Here is a 17,355-nt window from a genome sequence, read left to right on the forward strand (position 1 = left end):
CATGGAGAGTTTATGGAGCTAGCTCATCCGGTTGCGCATGTGTTGCCTCTTTTGGGGTTAGCACATCTGGACCGTGGGTTTGATTACTTAGTCGCAGACAAAGACGACAAAGTAGCCCAGGCAGGTACTCGTGTGCGCATTCGATTTCACGGCCGACTCGTCGACGGGATTGTGTTGGAACGTCGTGCGCACTCAGAGCATTTAGGGCGATTGCGTTATCTAGAGCGGGTTTATTCCGAGCACGTTGTCTATCCGCAGCAGACCGCACGGCTTGTGGAATCCCTGGCGCAGCGCTATGGCGGCACCCGTGCGGACCTCATCAGAACCGCGATACCTCCGCGTCATGCCCAAGCGGAATCCTCCGATTTTGTTACTGCCTGGGACAAACTCGGCGAAGCTATTGAGCCGGACCTTTCTGGTTGGTCGAATTATCGGCACGGGCAGTCTTTTGTTGATTCAGTACTGGCTCGCCGTTCCGCACGCGCTGCATGGCAGATCACACCAGGCGATGACTGGGCAGGCATCGTGGCGTCGTTGCTAGCGAAAGTGGCCATTGATGGGGGCGGAGCACTGGCTGTGGTTCCTGATCAAAGGGATCTTGACCGCGTGGAAACTGCCCTTCGCGAGCATTTGGGGCCGAAGCAAATCACGGTGCTTAACGCTCAGTTGGGGGCGCAGGGACGCTACCGTAGATTTTTATCCGTCTTACATGGACAAGCACGGGTAGTAATTGGTACGCGCAGCGCGGCGTATGCGCCACTGAAAAATCTCAGTTTAGCTGTCATTATCGATGATGGAGACGAAAACCTCATCGAACAGCGCGCTCCTTATGCTCACGCTCGGGAAGTGCTGACCACGCGCGCTGGGCTGGAGGGCTGCTCGTTGCTCATCGGCGGGCTTGCCCGCACCGCGGAGACACAGCTATTGGTGGAAGCCGGCTGGATGCACGGTTTGCTTGCTTCACGCGATCGAGTACGCGAATCGTCCCCACTTATACGAGCGGCAGCCGATACGGATTTTGAACTGGAAAAAGACCCGGTAGCCAGGCAGGCTCGTGTACCAGGGCTCGCGTTTGATGCAGCTCGTCGGGCGCTTTCTGCAGGAAAGCCAGTATTGGTGCAAGTTCCACGGAAGGGCTATATCCCGACGCTGTCTTGCGCACAGTGCCGACATCCAGCGCGATGTCGTATCTGTAATGGGCCGGTAGGATTACCCGGGCAGGATCCTGCGGCTGCTGTGGCAGCATCCACGACAAGCGCGATACAGTCACAGTCACGAGTTGCGACATCAACCGAATCACGAGCGGAAGTGCCCACATGTCGATGGTGTGGAGCGATTCACTCAGCGTTTCGGTGCGGCGAATGTGGCTCACAACGTCTCCGGGCAGTGGTACTTGGTGCGCAACGCACCGCGGAAGAATTGGGGAGAGCGTTTCCGTCCACACGTGTGATTACCTCTGGTGGTTCGCGGGTATTGGATTCGGTTCCAGATTCACCCGCGTTGGTGGTTGCGACCCCAGGTGCGGAACCCCTGGTGGATGGTGGCCATTACGGGGCCGCGTTGTTATTAGATACTTGGGCTTTGCTTGGCAGGCAGGATTTACGTGCCGCGGAAGATACTCTGGCGACGTGGATGCGCGCTGCCGCTTTAGTGGAAAGTCGTGCTTCAGGTGGCATGGTCATCGTTGTGGCTGAAGCTAGCTTGCCGTCCGTGCAGTATTTGATTCGTTGGGACCCCGTAGGCGCTGCAACAGCTGAATTGGCAGGGCGTAGGGAGACCAAATTTCCCCCCGCCGTGCATATGGCTGCTATTGATGGCGCGGATGCGAGCCTGGACATGTTTCTTGACTTAGTTGAACTTCCAGCGCACGCGGAGGTACTGGGCCCAGTTGACCTGCCTTATTCCACCAGGTTGCCTGGGGACTATGATGAACAGCGCTTTGGCCTCCCACAGAGAATTTTGGTGCGGACCCCGTTGGGGCCCCGGGCGGAACTAGGTGTGGCGTTGCGGACCGCTGCGGTGGCTCGTAGTTTGCGGAAAGACGAGCTTCCTTTACGGATTCAGGTCGATCCGCCCCATATTGGTTAAATCAGAATCGGTTAGTCTGAATAGTTATGGACCATTAAAGGAGTAGGAAGAACAATGCGGATTGTGTTTGCTGGTACACCGGAGCCGGCTGTTGTGGCTTTGGAAGCACTCTTGGAATCTGAGCACGAGGTCGTCGGTGTGCTTACCCGTCCAGATGCACGGAAAGGGCGCGGTCGTAGTTTGGCGTCGTCGCCGGTTGCAGCTTTGGCTCGGGAACGTGGGATTGAGGTGCTTACTCCCGAGACTTTGCGTGCTGACAGCGAGGCTGGTTCTCAGGTTCGCGCCTGGTTGCAGGAATTAGCTCCGGAGGCAATCGCGGTGGTGGCCTACGGTAAATTGATTAGTACGGATTTGTTGGACGTTGCCCGGCATGGCTGGATTAATCTGCATTTTTCTCTACTTCCACAGTGGCGCGGAGCGGCTCCGGTGCAAGCTGCAATTGCGCATGGCGATGATATTACTGGTGCCAGCACATTCCGGATTGAAGAAGGGCTTGATACCGGGGACGTATTTGGCACGGTGACGGAGGTTATTCGTGACGACGATACGGCGGATGATCTGTTGACGCGTCTGGCTTATTCCGGCGCGGATTTGTTGGTTGCTACCATGGATGGGCTGGCCGACGAACGCTTAGAGGCGCAGCCGCAATCTGGTGAGGCCACCTACGCCCCGAAAATTTCTGCTGAGCAGGCGCACATCGATTGGTCACAACCAGATTTTGCGATCGATCGGCACATTCGGGCTTATACACCCGGTCCTGGCGCGTGGACGATGCTCGGTGAGCAACGTTTAAAGATTGCACCGGTGACGCTGGTTACAGCGGGGAGTGACGCTGCGGCCCTGTTTGCGAAGAAATCTTTGTCTGCTGGCGAATTGTATGTTGCGAAAAACGATGTGTTTGTTGGCACCGCTACTACACCAGTGCGCTTGGGAATGGTCCAAGCACCAGGAAAGAAGAGAATGGATGCCGCAGCTTGGGCGCGCGGAAATCAACCGGAAGGAATTTTGTCATGAGTGCAGCAGCTGGCGGATTTCGATCTCGGTCGCGTTCCGGCGAATCCCCACGTTTAGCGGATAAAGCAGGCAACCAGACTGGAAAAAAGACGGATGCTCGAGGAGCTAAGTCGCAACAGCATGACAAGCGGCGTCCACACAGCTACAAGCAGCAGAAGCGACAGAAGCGAACACACCGCGAGACAGCGGGCGTCGACAAGCCTCGCCTGCTTGCCTTTGCGGTCTTGAATCGGGTTAGCGACGATGATGCCTATGCGAATTTGATTTTGCCGAAATGTTTGCGGGAAGAGCGTGTTAAAGGGCGTGATGCTGCGTTTGCAACAGAAATCACCTATGGCTGTCTCCGGTCGCTTGGCGTTCTCGATACTGTGATTGACGCGTGCTCGTCACGCGAGTTGGACTCGCTCGCCACGCCGGTCCTGAATGCCCTTCGCTTGGGAACTTACCAGTTGTTGTTTACGCGCGTTGATGATCATGCTGCTGTGGATACTTCAGTACGGCTAGTCGAATCGGCTGAGCATGGTAAGGCTAAAGGTTTTGTTAACGGCATTTTGCGCACGGTCGGCCGAACCCCCCGAGAGCAATGGATCGCACAGCTGCGACCAGAAAGTGAACTCGCTGGTTTGGCATTTGAACATGCGCACCCTGAGTGGATTGCAGGGGCGTTCAATGAGGCGTTGTTAGCGGAAAACCAAGATGCCAGCTTAGATGTGGAAAGCCCGCATTCTGACGGGATTCATCCAGAACTTGCCGCTGCGCTTGCGGCCGATTCAGAGCGCCCATTGGTGCATTTGGTCGCGCGTCCAGGAGAGATTAGTGCTGAAGAACTCGCGTTGATGATTGGGGGAGAAACCGGCAGGTATAGCCCATATGCGGTGTACTTGGAGTCTGGTGGCAACCCGGGGGCACTGGAACCAGTGCAGCAGTCAATGGCGGCAGTGCAAGATGAAGGTTCGCAGTTGATTGCGCGTGCGGTCGTGGAAGCCGAGGTGCTGGGAGAGGACTCTGGGCGTTGGCTCGACCTTTGTGCTGGGCCTGGTGGAAAAGCTGCTCTGTTAGGTGCTTTAGCCGCCATCGATGGTGCCTCGGTAGACGCGGTGGAAGTCTCGCCTCACCGTGCGGAATTGATTCGCTCAACGGTGGCTGATTTGCCGGTCACAGTGCACGTGGCTGACGGTAGAAGTCCGGGGTTAGCAGCTGGCTTTGACCGGGTGCTTGTCGACGCCCCATGCTCAGGGCTGGGAGCGTTACGTCGACGTCCGGAAGCACGCTGGAAAAAAGACGATCGCGATATTCTGGATTTGAATACACTGCAAGTGGAGTTATTACGCTCAGCGCTGCAGTTGGTGCGACCAGGTGGGGTGGTGGTTTATTCCACGTGCTCGCCAGACCTGCGTGAAACGCGGTCAATCGTTGACACAATTTTGGGGGATACTGACGGCCCGGCGGTAGAAGAATTATCAGCGTTGGCAACTCTTCCGGACATTCCAGGAATCGGCACTGGGAATTTCCTTTCGGCACAGATGTGGCCACATAGGCACGGCACTGACGCTATGTTTTTTGCTGTGCTCCGCCGGAAGAGTACCTAAACCAGTGGACTAGACGTTAGCCCGAATAACCGTAGAATGGCCAGTATGTCTGTTCGTGATTCAGCAAATTCCTCTCCGGGAGTCTCGCCCCTTGATGCGTCGTCTTCTATTTCTGATCCATTAATCAAGCGGCGGGCCTTGATCGCGCCGTCTATTTTGGCTGCGGATTTTTCCAGTCTTGGCGATCAAGTCCGTAGCGTTGACAACGCTGACTGGATTCACGTGGACATCATGGACGGACATTTTGTCCCAAACTTGTCGTTTGGTCCGGATGTGACCGCAACCGTCGATAAGATCACTGAGCAGTATTTAGATGTGCATTTGATGATCGAAAATCCGGAGCACTGGGTCGATACCTATATTGCTGCCGGTGCTGATTGCATCATCTTCCATGTAGAAGCGACTGATGACCATGTTGCTTTAGCCAAAAAGATCCGGGAAAAAGGCGTTCGTGCTGGCTTCTCGCTGAAACCAGCTACCCCGATTGAGCCGTATCTTGCGGATCTTGAACATTTCGACTTGGCCTTGGTAATGAGTGTCGAGCCCGGATTTGGTGGACAATCGTTCATGCCTGACCAATTAGACAAAGTTCGCGCACTGCGCCAGGCCATTGATGAGCGGAATCTTGATTGTCTCATCGAGATTGACGGCGGAATTTCAGAACATACAATCGAGAAATCCGCTGAAGCTGGTTGTGACGCCTTCGTTGCAGGCTCCGCGGTCTTCAAGAAAACAGATCCGGCAGCAGCGGTGAATCATCTTCGCGCGTTAGCGACTGGGGCGACACAACACTAAATGACTTCTGAATTTTCTGCGAGCGCCTTAGACGCTCGTATTCTCAACGCTGCGCTCTCGGCAGCTCACCGAGCAGCCCTGGAGGTCCGTGGTAGTACAAGCCCGAATCCGCCCGTAGGGGCAGTAATTCTGACTGAAAATGGAGATATTTGTGGAGTCGGCGCCACTGAACCGCCAGGTGGGCGACATGCAGAAATTGTTGCGTTGGACCAGGCGGGTAGGTCTTCGAAGGGTGCGCATGTAGTGGTCACCCTCGAACCGTGCAACCATCAAGGCAGGACCGGCCCGTGCTCGCAAGCTCTCATCGATGCAGGTGTGGCTTCAGTGCATTATTTACATGCTGACCCCAATGTGATTGCAGCCGGTGGTGCAGAAAAACTACGCGCGGCGGGAATTGCGGTTCATCATCTTGGGGCCTCTGGTCTTTTGCAGCGGGATTCCACCGCGATTTTAGGCGACGAGCTGGAGCCATGGCTGCAGGCTACAGCCATGGGACGAGTGCACGTCACGGCAAAGTTCGCACAATCGGTCGATGGGTTTAGTGCTGCATCTGACGGATCAAGCAAGTGGATCACTGGTTCTAAGGCAAGAGAGAGGGTGCATCTCGATCGCAGTAAACGTGATGCGATCATTATTGGCACGGGGACAGCGTTAGCCGATAATCCATCGTTGACCGCTCGCTATATCTCCGAAACCGGAGAAACCTTGTTGTATAAGCAGCAGCCACGTCGTGTGGTAATCGGCAAGTCAGATTTGTCCGCATGCAGTAATTTGCAGCGTCTCGGCTTTGCACAATATCCCGATATTCCTACTGCTCTGACTGCCTTATGGGAACAGGGCTGTCGAGATGTGCTAGTCGAGGGCGGTCCGAAACTCCTGAGTTCATTTGTCGGGAGTGGTTACGTCGATGCAGTGCAAGCATATGTGGCACCGTTATTGCTAGGAGACGGGCGTAGTGTGCTTGCTTCTGCTGTTGGTGTGAATCTGGCAGATGGCATGCGTTTAGAGATCAATCGTGTCGAAAGACTTGGCAATGATGTGTTGTTGACCATGGTGCCGGGAGCGAAGTAGATAAGCTACGGAGAAAGGCGATAAATGTTTAGTGGATTGGTAGAAAACACTGGTGAGGTCGTAACGGTCGACAACGTCGGTGATGCGGTTCGTATGAGCATCCAAGGTGGGAGAATCATGCACGATGCCAGCCTGGGGGATTCCATAGCAGTCAACGGCGTCTGCTTGACGGTTGCGGAGTTGGATGTTGAATCCGGAGTTTTTGGCGCTGACGTCATGCAGGAATCACTAAATCGTTCAGTGCTGGGCGACTTGCGCCCTGGCAGCATAGTGAACCTCGAACGTGCACTCCGTGCCGACGCGCGACTTGGTGGGCACATCATGCAAGGGCATGTTGATGGTACAGCGCGACTGGTTTCTCGCACTCCCTCAGAGAACTGGGAAGTTTTGCGCTTCGAATTACCAGCGCAACTGGCAAAATACGTCGTAGAAAAAGGGTCTATTGCTATCAGCGGTGTGTCTTTGACTGTGTCTGCTATTTCTGAGACTCCTAGACCATCAGCTGCGGCCACGGCCGCGACATCGACTGTGCCCTCTGGTCCAGAATTTGAAGCGATTCCTAGAACGACTCCTATCCCTAATGCTGACAGTGGCGACTGGTTTGAAGTCTCCTTGATCCCTACGACATTGTCCGAAACCACCTTAGGCACCTTGGCAGTGGGCGAGAGGGTTAATCTAGAGGTCGACATCATCGGCAAATACGTCGAAAAGCTGTTGGCCGCGGGAACACCGACCGGTTATAGCTTTCCGTCAGACACACACTAAAGTGGAGACATATGAGCATCGAGGTCACCCAGGATGGCAAAGCAATCAAGCTTGATAGCGTCGAACGTGCAATAGCCGATATTCGGGCAGGCAAAGCTGTAGTGGTCGTAGATGATGAAGACCGCGAAAACGAAGGCGATCTAATTTTTGCCGCAGAAAAAGCTACTCCAGAATTAGTGGCTTTTATGGTCCGGTACACCTCTGGTTATATCTGCGCGCCGATGCTTCCAGACGACCTCAATCAGCTGGGCTTGCCGCCTATGGCGGCGGTTAACGAGGACGTGCGCGGTACGGCTTATACCGTGACTGTTGATTTCAATGACGGCACCACTGGTATTTCTGCGGCTAGTCGTGCCAAGACCTTGCGTGCATTGGCGTCCGCGGATGCGCATCGGGAGCAGTTCACCCGCCCGGGCCACGTCGTACCCCTGAGCGCTCGCCCTAATGGTGTGTTGGACCGCAACGGACACACCGAAGCTTCTGTTGATTTGGCACGCTTGGCAGGTTTGCGCCCGGCCGGTGTGATCTGTGAAATTGTGTCGGAAAAAGACCCGACCGATATGGCACGTCTTCCGGAACTACGGGAATTTGCCGATACCCATGACCTGGCTTTGATCTCAATAGAGCAAATGATTCAGTGGCGACGTCGTAATGAAATGCAGGTGGTCCGTGAGGTAGCAACCAGCTTGCCGACGGATGCTGGACCGATGACTGCGCTCGGGTACCGCCACCAGGTGGATGGGACGGAGCATGTGGCACTGATCGCGGGCTCGGTGGACGAGTTGCACAATGCCACAGACGTCCCAGTACGCGTGCATTCGGAATGTCTCACTGGTGATGTTTTCCACTCGCGTCGCTGTGACTGTGGACAGCAGCTGGATCAAGCGATTGACTATATCCAAAGAGCTGGTAGCGGCGTAGTGATCTATATTCGCGGACACGAGGGCCGGGGCATCGGGCTTCTCGCCAAGCTTAAAGCTTATCGTCTGCAGGAAAGTGGTGCCGATACCGTAGACGCGAATTTGGAACAAGGGCTGCCTGCGGACGCACGCGAATTTTCCGTGGCTGGTCAGATTTTGGCTGATCTGGGAATCGCGAGCGCGAATTTGTTGACCAATAACCCGTTCAAGGCTGAAGCCTTGGAAGGGTTTGGCGTCGAAGTATCTAAACGCACTGCACTGCTTACCGAAGCGAACGAAGATAACATCGCGTATCTACGTACGAAACGTGACCGCATGGGGCATGACTTGCCAACGGTTGCGGACTGGGATGTGCAACGTCCACAATAATCCGCGGCAAATTTGCGTCATCATATATCTATTTACAGCAAGGAGCTGACATGGCACACGGTGGAGCACCGCAGATCCCCCTAGGCAGCGCTAAAGGGGTGCGAGTATGCGTAGTGAGCACTCGCTGGAACCAGGAAGTCTGTGAGCAGATGCGCTCCCGGGCGCTAGCCGTGGCTGCTGAAGCAGGGGCCACGGTTTCGGAAGCACGTGTCATGGGTGCGATTGAGCTGCCAGTTGTTGTCCAGCAAGCGGCACGGCAATTCGACGCCGTGGTTGCTTTGGGTTGCGTGATTCGGGGCGGAACCCCGCACTTTGATTATGTCTGTGATTCTGTGACCCAGGGGTTGACCCGGGTGAGTCTGGATGAATCGACCCCGGTTACCAACGGGGTGTTGACCGTGAATTCCCAAGAGCAGGCACGTGCCAGAGCTGGGTTTCCGGATTCGATTGAGGATAAGGGTGGTGAGGCCATGGCTGCAGCGCTTGACACATTGGCTACCCTTCGTGAGCTGCGTGCCACTGCGCACCACCGTGAGACAGACATTTGCGAGGAACAAGCATGACGTCCCAATCTGATGAGACGAATTCCCACCAACAGTTTCACAAAGAACAGCAGCTCGACGAAAAGAAATTAGCAGCGTATACCGCGTTGGATCCATTTTCGGTGACGAGCAATAAACCGTGGGAGTTAACCATTACTTCTCGTAAACTGCGCGTCTACGCCACGCTCTTGATCCCGATCATCATGGCTGTTCACATTTTTATGGCGTGGCAACTTAGCCTCGAATTTACTGGGGCATCGGTCACTGGCGTCGATTTCATTGCATTTCCCGGCGTCGGCGTGATTATTTCTGTTTTAGTTTGGCTCGCGCTTTCGCGTCCTCGTGTGCGGGTCAATAGTGATGGCGTAGAAGTCCGTAATATTATCGGAACTCGGTTTTATTATTGGCAACTCATTTACGGACTATCCGTTCCCGAAGGTGCTCGTATGGCACGTCTCGAACTTCCTGAATTCGAGTATATGCCGTTGTGGGCGATTCAAGTTTCTGATGGTGCGGACACCATCCAGGCGGTACGAAAATTCCGCGAGCTTGAAGCCCAATACATGCCCGAAGAATAGCGAAATTTTTCTTAGCGATGAGTGATCCAGCAACGTACCGGCCGGCGCCCGGAACTATCCCCACGGAACCCGGCGTCTACAAATTTCGTGATGAGAATCGTCGGGTAGTTTACGTCGGTAAGGCGAAGAACCTCCGGGCACGTTTATCGAATTATTTCCAGGACATCACGCAACTGCACCCCAGGACACGGCAAATGGTGCAGACCGCAGATTCTGTGGAATGGACAGTCGTCGCTAGCGAGGTCGAAGCACTTCAGCTGGAGTACACCTGGATCAAGAGATTCGACCCCCGATTTAATGTCATGTACCGCGATGACAAGACATATCCGATGCTCGCGGTGTCAGTGGGAGAACAGGTTCCTCGAGTGTTTTTCTACCGGGGGCCAAGAAAACGTGGAGTCCGGTATTTCGGTCCATACGCACATGCTTGGGCGGTGCGAGAAACCATGGATTTGTTGTTGCGAGTTTTCCCAATGCGTAGCTGTTCATCCGGTGTATATCGCCGACACGAACGGTTGGGCAGGCCATGCTTGCTAGGTTATATCGGCAAATGCGATGCGCCGTGTATTGGACGGGTCAGTGCCGATGAACATCGGGAAACCGTGAACGGGTTGGTTGGTTTCATGCGTGGACGAACTAACGACGTCGTTAAGCGTCTGACTGCAGACATGGAAAAAGCGTCAGAGGAACTCGAATTTGAGAAAGCGGCACGCTTGCGTGATGACCTAGGGGCGATCGACAAGCTGATGGAGCAGCAGACGGTGGTGCTGGGGGATGGTACGGCAGCAGACCTTATCGCTTTCGCAGATGATGAATTGGAAGCTGCAGTGCAGATTTTCCATGTGCGCGATGGACGTATCCGTGGTCAGCGCGGCTGGGTAGTAGAAAAATTGACGGAGCTTCCAGAACTGATAGAAAATTTTTTGGTCCAGTTCTATTCCGATGCTGCTGAGCGTGAAGAAATGGAAGCAGCGGAAGACGCTAAACTCATTGACAGGCGCGGGGTAGATCAAGAATCCAGGCTAGAAATCCAAGAACACGACGAAGCAGCGCGGACTACCACGCGCGATGTGATTCCACGCCAGATCATGGTGCATACCGAACCACAAGATGTTAAACAGGTATCGACAGTATTATCTGATCTACGTGGTGGGTCAGTGGAAGTTCGGGTACCACAACGAGGCGAGAAAAAAGCCCTCATGGACACCGTGTATCGGAATGCCCTAGATGCGCTGAAACAGCACAAGCTAAAACGCGTCGGTGATCTCACCGCGCGGTCGGCGGCCCTGCAAGATCTGCAGACTTCTCTGTTCTTGGATAGCGCCCCGCTACGTATTGAGTGCATCGATATTTCGCATATTCAGGGCACAGACGTGGTCGCGTCATTAGTCGTTTTTGAGGACGGTCTTCCACGCAAAGCAAGTTATCGTCGTTACCGAATAAAGGAAGCTGCAGGTGGTGGGCATTCAGATGACGTTGCTTCCATCGCTGAGGTCACGCGGCGACGGTTCAAGCGTCACCAGGATGATAAATTGCATGTGCCTGATGAAGAATTTGAAGCGAGCACGTTTGCAGACGAGGACGTCACAGAAGAATCCGCGGATGGGAATCGTTTTGCCTACCCACCGCAATTATTCGTCGTCGATGGTGGCTTACCGCAGGTTAATGCAGCACAGAAAGTTTTCGATGATCTTGGCGTTAACGATGTAGCATTGATTGGTTTGGCTAAACGGCTCGAAGAAATCTGGGTTCCCGGTGAAGAAGAGCCGATTATCCTTCCACGCGGCAGTGAAGCACTTTATTTGCTGCAGCACATTCGCGACGAAGCACATCGCTTTGCAATTAGCTATCACCGTCAGCAGCGTTCCAAGCGCATGCGCAGCTCAGCGTTAGACGCGGTACCTGGCTTGGGTCCAGCCCGGCGCGCAGATTTGGTGAAGCATTTTGGTTCGGTCAAAAAGTTAAAGCAAGCCAGCGTGAAGGAAATTACTGAGGTGAAGGGGTTTGGTCCTGCGTTAGCAGAAAGTATTTATGCTGCGCTCCATAAGTAAGGAAGCGAATCGCACTGGTGTGATCCAGCGACTATGCTTTACAGCATGACCGCATTCGCCACGTCGCCAATTTTGCTTACCGGAATGTCTGGAGCCGGCCTGTCTACAGCTGCTCGTGTACTGGAAGACAAAGGGTTCTATGTCGCTCATAATTTGCCACCGGAGCTTATGGTGCAGTTGTTTGATTTGTGTGCAGACGACAATTCCCCGGTTGACAAAGTGGCAGTCGTAGCGGATGTTCGCTCGCGTATGTTTGGTGGCTCGATCTTGTCTGCTATGGATGAGCTAAAGAATCGGAATATGCCGGTCACAGTTTTGTTTATGGATGCCCGTGACGATGTTTTGATTCGGCGTTTTGATTCGGTGCGCAGAACCCACCCGTTGCAAGAAAAAGATACCTTGCAAATCGGTATTGAACGAGAACGGGCAGCAATTTCTGCACTCAAAGAACGAGCTGACGTCATTATCGATTCTTCAAATCTGTCTGTGCATGATTTACGTCGTGCAATGGAAGCCAGTTTCGGTTCCACAGGTCTGGATAAGCAGCATGTCACTGTCGAGTCATTTGGGTTTAAACATGGGGCACCACGGGATGCGGATTTGGTCCTCGATGTGCGATTTTTGCCTAATCCGTATTGGGTTCCGGAATTGCGAGAATACCGCGGCACCGATGGGCCAGTAGCCGACTATGTCTTGGCTAGCCCGGCTGCTCATAGTTTTATCGCGAATTTCGAGAAGATGCTTGATTCCATGCTTGATGGTTATCGGCACGAAGGTAAAAATTTCATCACGGTGGCAATAGGTTGTACTGGTGGTCATCATCGATCAGTTGCCATTTCGGAGGAGCTTGCTCGGAGGCTGCGGATCCGTGATGAACTCGAGGTTACTATCATGCATCGTGATTTTGAGTGCTCTTAGCTGCCTTAGGGGTCGAAGACAGAATTGTTGCTAGAGACCCTAGGTACTGCTCCTTAGTACCCGCACTCCGTATATGTAATACAACCTACGAAGGAATAATACTGCGCTATGGCTGCAGAGTCAGAACAGTCCGAACAGCCCGAATCAACCCCATCGAACGCGGTGTCTTCGCGTGTCTTAGAAGTCCAGCAAGGTCAGAAACAGCCAGGCCCCTTACGTATTGCCTCATTAGGGGGCGGCCATGGGCTGTTTCAAACGCTGAAAGCTGCGCGACGGCTTGCTCCAGAGGATATTTCGGCAATCGTCACTGTCGCTGATGACGGTGGTAGTTCTGGGCGATTGCGTAAGGAATTCGATATGATTCCGCCTGGTGACCTCCGCATGGCGTTAGTCGCCTTGTCAGTGCGCGATGATGCGGAAGGTAAGTTTTGGGAACAGACCCTTCAACATCGGTTTGGTGGTAGTGGCGCGCTGGCTGGTCATGCCTTAGGTAATTTATTGATTACCGGTTTGAAAGAAATTCTTGGTCAGGAACAGGCCGCTCTCGATGCGGTCATGCGACTCACCGGTGCTCAGGGCCGGGTACTGCCGGTGTGTACAGAGCCGTTGGATATTCAAGCGGACGTGTCTGGTCTAGATGACGACCCAAGGGTAATGCGTTCAGTTCGTGGTCAGGTAGCTGTCGCATCGACACCAGGGCAGGTACGGCGAGTCAGTGTTATTCCAGAAAACCCTGAAATTAACCCCGCAGCACTCGAGGCTATCCGTGGAGCTGATCTGGTCACGCTAGGCCCCGGCTCATGGTTTTCTAGTGTGATCCCGCATCTTGTGCTTCCACAGGTAGTGCGTGCAATTAATGAGTCCGATGCTTTAAGAATCTTGGTGCTCAACCTCAATGGTGAGCCTGGCGAAACGCAGGGATTTTCCTATGAGCGTCATATCCACGTCTTAGCGCAACATGCGCCGGGCTTGCATGTCGACGTAGTCATTTGTGATTCGGCATCGGTAACCTCGGAATCTGAGCGCGAATATTTGCAGAAAGCAGCGCGCATTCTGCAGGCCTCGATGGTTTTTGCTGATGTTCGAGAAATCGACGAGGCTGGCAGAGCAAGTTCGCGACATGATGAACTAAAACTGGCCCAGGTTCTGAGCGATGTTTACGTTAGATACACCCATGACCAGGAGCCGGCCGAAATTGAACCAACCGAAGAGAAACAGGGGTGACGCGATGGGACTGACAGAACAGGTCCAAGAAGAACTCACCAGGGTGGTTCCGACGAAACAATCTGCTCGAAGCGCGGAAGTCGCCGCTATCCTACGTCTTGCATCCACCATGGAAGTCGTAGGTGATGCACTCACCTTTGAAGTAGAACTCAGTTCACGGGCGGTTGCGGAACGTTTGGCCAAAGACATAGAAGAATTGTTTAATATCGTGATTCGCCCCACTCCCACGGGCCTAGCAGGTACGCACAAGACTCCTCGGTACCAGTTGCGAATTAGCCGGAATGCGAAAACCATTGCCCGGCGACTCGGTTTGGTCACGAAATCCGGGCACCCCGTGGTCGGGTTACCACCGCAGGTGATTTCCGGGACTATCGCTGATAATGAAGCAGCTTGGCGTGGGGCTTTTTTGGCGCAAGGATTGTTGACCGAACCTGGTCGTTCTTCTTCGCTGGAAGTTGCTTGTCCGTGCCAAGAGGCCGCGTTGGCGTTGGTAGGTTGTGCGCGCAGGCTTGGCATATCCGCAAAGACGAAGGAATCACGTGGGACTGATCGCGTGGTTATCCGCGACGGGGAAGCAATTGGCGCATTGTTGACACGCATGGGGGCGCAAATGACGCGTTTAGAGTGGGACGAAAAGCGCCTGCGTCGGGAAGCGCGTGCCTCACAAAACCGTTTGGCCAATTTCGATGATGCTAATTTGCGTCGCTCTGCACGTGCGGCAGTTACTGCAGCTGCCCGGGTACACCGCGCAATGGAAATTTTGGGAGATGACGTGCCCGAGCACTTGGCTGAGGCAGGTAATCTGCGAGTGAAATACAGGCAGGCTTCCTTAGAAGAACTCGGTCGCCTCGGGGATCCGCAAATGACGAAAGATGCGGTAGCCGGACGTATCCGCAGATTGCTGTCAATGGCTGATAAACGCGCAGAAGAACTTGGGATTCCGGATACCTCAGAAGGCATTGATGAAGACCTCTTCGACGATGATTTGGGAGGCGCTGAGCACTTCACCGGCGAGGGAGATAGTTAAGAGCCGACGAAGTCCTAAAATACCGGGTAAAATATAAGCATGACTCGCGTAGCAATTAACGGCTTTGGCCGCATTGGGCGCAGCTTTCTGCGCGCCGTCCTAGAATCACCGGGCGATATTGAGATCGTTGCCATTAATGACGTGGCAGAACCAGAAACCTTAGCTCATTTGTTGAAATTCGACACCGGGCTCGGGATTCTAGCGGCAGATGTCTCGATCGAGGCTCCTAGCAAAGAAGGCTCGGCTGCTAATGACGCCCACTTGGCAGCAGAATTGCTGGTTGATGGACACCGTATCGCGTTAACTAACATCAAAGATCCCTCACAATTACTTTGGAAAACCTTCAATGTAGATATTGTCGTTGAAGCCACTGGTAAGTTCCGTTCTAATGAACAGGCTCATCCACATCTGGACTCAGGTGCGAAAAAGGTCATCTTGTCCGCACCGGGCAAAGACGTCGACGGCACATTCGTTTACGGCATCAATTCCGATAATTATGACCCTGCGCAGCAGAATGTCATTTCCGCGGCCTCGTGTACTACAAATTGCTTGGCGCCAATTGCGCAAATCCTAAACCAAGAATTTGGGATCGCAAATGGTTTAATGACGACTATCCACGCTTACACCGGTGATCAGCAGCTTGTCGATGGGCCGCATAAAGATCTACGCCGGGCTCGCGCTGCTGCACAGAATATCGTTCCTACCTCTACCGGTGCAGCGAAAGCAGTTGGTTTGGTGATCCCGGAGCTTGCCGGAAAACTCGATGGGTATGCGCTACGAGTCCCAACTCTGACCGGATCTGCGATGGAATTGACGTTCCAAGCTGAGCGAACTGTCTCAGTGGAGGAGATTAACGCCGCCGTGCAGAAAGCGGCGGACGGTTACTTATCTGGAATCGTCCAATACTCAGACGATCCGTTGGTGTCTAGCGATGTCGTGGGCAACGGACACGGGGCGATTTTTGATGCCCCCTTAACCAAAGTGATTGGTGACAATCTAGTTAAGGTAGTGGCGTGGTACGACAACGAGTGGGGATACAGCAGCCAATTGCTGCGACTGTGCAAACACGTCGGGGCCCAACTCTAGCCTTGTTACAAGCTTTTGCTTGTACACTCGCACACGAAAACCTGATCGCGTAAAGGAAAATACATTGGCATTTCGAAAGCTAGCGCAATTGTTGGAGCAGGACCTCGAGTCCCGGCATGTTTTGTTGCGGGCAGATTTAAATGTACCGCTGACAGATGAGGGAGAAATCGCTGATCCGGGTCGCATTACCGCAGCTTTGCCAACGATCCAGGCACTTGTTGCTGCCGGCGCCAAAGTCGTTATTGCTGCTCACCTGGGACGTCCAAAGGGGCAGTTTAACCAGAAATATTCGCTGGCCCCGGTTGCAGAAGCGCTTTCAGATGAACTAGGTCAGTGGGTGGCATTGGCTCAGGATGTTACTGGAGAAGACGCACACGAACGCGCCAATGGGCTGAACGACGGCGACGTTTTGTTGTTGGAAAATGTGAGGTTCGACGCACGTGAAACTTCCAAAGACGCTTCGGAACGCGCAGAATTCGCCGCGGAACTGGCTGCCTTGGCAGCTGATGACGGTGTGTTTGTCTCGGATGGATTCGGTGTCGTCCACCGTGCACAGGCATCGGTTTACGACGTCGCGAACAAACTTGATGCCTACGCCGGATACTTGGTGGAAGCCGAGTTGGAAAAGTTGTCCGCTGTAGCCGATAATCCAGAGCAAGATTACACCGTGGTGTTGGGTGGATCGAAAGTATCCGACAAGCTGGGCGTTATTGAAGCATTGGCTGGAAAAGCCCAAAACATCATTATCGGTGGTGGAATGTGCTATACTTTCCTCGCGGCACAAGGCTATAACGTGCAGAATTCCTTGCTGCAGGAAGACATGATCGATACCTGCAAGCAGCTGTTAGACCGCTTTGGCGATAAAATCTGCTTGCCAGTCGATTTGCTCGCTGCGGATGAATTTTCAGCCGACGCAAACACAAAAATCGTAGAATTGGCTGCGATTCCAGAGGGATGGCTCTCGCCAGATATCGGGCCAAAATCCGTACAAAAATTCGCAGAACTAATTACTTCGTCGAAGACTGTTTTCTGGAATGGTCCAATGGGGGTTTTCGAAAAAGAACCATTTGCGCGAGGCACAGAAGGCGTGGCAAAGGCCATCATTGCAGCTACCAGCAACGGTGCATTCACTGTCGTTGGCGGTGGGGACTCTGCATCAGCCGTGCGGGCTTTGGGGCTTGATGAGAGCGGATTTAGCCACATTTCGACAGGTGGTGGAGCATCTCTGGAGTTCTTAGAAGGGAAAGCACTACCGGGCGTTGCCGTCCTGGCTGGTTAATAATTTCTGGAAATCCGCGTAAATCACAAGAAGGAGAAG

General features: G+C 53.7%; 15 protein-coding genes. All 15 read left to right on the forward strand.

Annotated elements, in window-relative coordinates; genetic code table 11:
- Positions 1 to 12: 12 nt before the first annotated feature.
- The 15 genes from O146_RS0105945 to O146_RS0106015 all read left to right on the forward strand — a co-directional run bounded on the left by O146_RS0105945 (position 13) and on the right by O146_RS0106015 (position 17,316).
- Positions 13 to 2,088 (forward strand): primosomal protein N', encoded by a 2,076-nt coding sequence (locus O146_RS0105945; protein WP_023019428.1) that lies wholly within the window; start codon positions 13 to 15, stop codon positions 2,086 to 2,088.
- 54 nt (positions 2,089 to 2,142) lie between these two features.
- A complete protein-coding gene (gene fmt / locus O146_RS0105950; RefSeq protein ID WP_021353974.1) occupies positions 2,143 to 3,102 on the forward strand; it encodes a methionyl-tRNA formyltransferase in 960 nt (319 codons plus the stop codon).
- Positions 3,099 to 4,691 carry an RsmB/NOP family class I SAM-dependent RNA methyltransferase gene (locus O146_RS0105955; RefSeq protein WP_021353973.1) on the forward strand — a complete coding sequence of 531 codons (1,593 nt, stop codon included), beginning with the start codon at positions 3,099 to 3,101 and terminating at the stop codon, positions 4,689 to 4,691. The genes fmt and O146_RS0105955 overlap by 4 nt, the downstream gene beginning before the upstream one ends.
- 45 nt (positions 4,692 to 4,736) lie before the next feature.
- Entirely contained in the window at positions 4,737 to 5,486 is a 750-nt protein-coding gene (gene rpe, locus O146_RS0105960) for a ribulose-phosphate 3-epimerase (RefSeq protein ID WP_081820590.1), read from the forward strand.
- Positions 5,487 to 6,557 (forward strand): bifunctional diaminohydroxyphosphoribosylaminopyrimidine deaminase/5-amino-6-(5-phosphoribosylamino)uracil reductase RibD, encoded by a 1,071-nt coding sequence (gene ribD, locus O146_RS0105965; RefSeq protein WP_023019430.1) that lies wholly within the window; start codon positions 5,487 to 5,489, stop codon positions 6,555 to 6,557.
- 24 nt (positions 6,558 to 6,581) lie between these two features.
- The gene (locus O146_RS0105970) at positions 6,582 to 7,322 is read left to right on the forward strand and encodes a riboflavin synthase (RefSeq protein WP_023019431.1); all 741 of its coding nucleotides are present in this window, start codon (positions 6,582 to 6,584) and stop codon (positions 7,320 to 7,322) included.
- An 11-nt stretch (positions 7,323 to 7,333) separates the two neighbouring features.
- The gene (locus O146_RS0105975; RefSeq protein WP_023019432.1) at positions 7,334 to 8,611 is read left to right on the forward strand and encodes a bifunctional 3,4-dihydroxy-2-butanone-4-phosphate synthase/GTP cyclohydrolase II; all 1,278 of its coding nucleotides are present in this window, start codon (positions 7,334 to 7,336) and stop codon (positions 8,609 to 8,611) included.
- A gap of 50 nt (positions 8,612 to 8,661) precedes the next feature.
- On the forward strand, positions 8,662 to 9,174 hold the full coding sequence (ribH, locus tag O146_RS0105980) for a 6,7-dimethyl-8-ribityllumazine synthase (protein WP_023019433.1): 513 nt from the start codon (positions 8,662 to 8,664) through the stop codon (positions 9,172 to 9,174).
- On the forward strand, positions 9,171 to 9,731 hold the full coding sequence (locus O146_RS0105985) for a PH domain-containing protein (RefSeq protein ID WP_021353967.1): 561 nt from the start codon (positions 9,171 to 9,173) through the stop codon (positions 9,729 to 9,731). The genes ribH and O146_RS0105985 overlap by 4 nt, the downstream gene beginning before the upstream one ends.
- A 17-nt stretch (positions 9,732 to 9,748) precedes the next feature.
- Positions 9,749 to 11,782: an excinuclease ABC subunit UvrC gene (gene uvrC, locus O146_RS0105990; protein WP_027017938.1), complete on the forward strand. Its 2,034-nt coding sequence runs from the start codon at positions 9,749 to 9,751 to the stop codon at positions 11,780 to 11,782.
- Between the two features lie 33 nt (positions 11,783 to 11,815).
- Positions 11,816 to 12,700, forward strand: coding sequence for an RNase adapter RapZ (gene rapZ, locus O146_RS0105995; RefSeq protein ID WP_244266808.1), 885 nt, complete (start codon positions 11,816 to 11,818; stop codon positions 12,698 to 12,700).
- A 108-nt stretch (positions 12,701 to 12,808) separates the two neighbouring features.
- On the forward strand, positions 12,809 to 13,924 hold the full coding sequence (locus tag O146_RS11280; RefSeq protein ID WP_023019435.1) for a gluconeogenesis factor YvcK family protein: 1,116 nt from the start codon (positions 12,809 to 12,811) through the stop codon (positions 13,922 to 13,924).
- Positions 13,925 to 13,928: 4 nt separating this feature from the next.
- Positions 13,929 to 14,951: a DNA-binding protein WhiA gene (gene whiA / locus O146_RS11285; protein WP_051619286.1), complete on the forward strand. Its 1,023-nt coding sequence runs from the start codon at positions 13,929 to 13,931 to the stop codon at positions 14,949 to 14,951.
- Between the two features lie 39 nt (positions 14,952 to 14,990).
- Positions 14,991 to 16,037: a type I glyceraldehyde-3-phosphate dehydrogenase gene (gap, locus tag O146_RS0106010; RefSeq protein WP_027017940.1), complete on the forward strand. Its 1,047-nt coding sequence runs from the start codon at positions 14,991 to 14,993 to the stop codon at positions 16,035 to 16,037.
- Between the two features lie 64 nt (positions 16,038 to 16,101).
- A complete protein-coding gene (locus O146_RS0106015) occupies positions 16,102 to 17,316 on the forward strand; it encodes a phosphoglycerate kinase (protein WP_027017941.1) in 1,215 nt (404 codons plus the stop codon).
- Positions 17,317 to 17,355: the final 39 nt, after the last annotated feature.

This window comes from Corynebacterium pseudodiphtheriticum DSM 44287 (assembly GCF_000688415.1).
Lineage (GTDB): Bacteria > Actinomycetota > Actinomycetes > Mycobacteriales > Mycobacteriaceae > Corynebacterium > Corynebacterium pseudodiphtheriticum.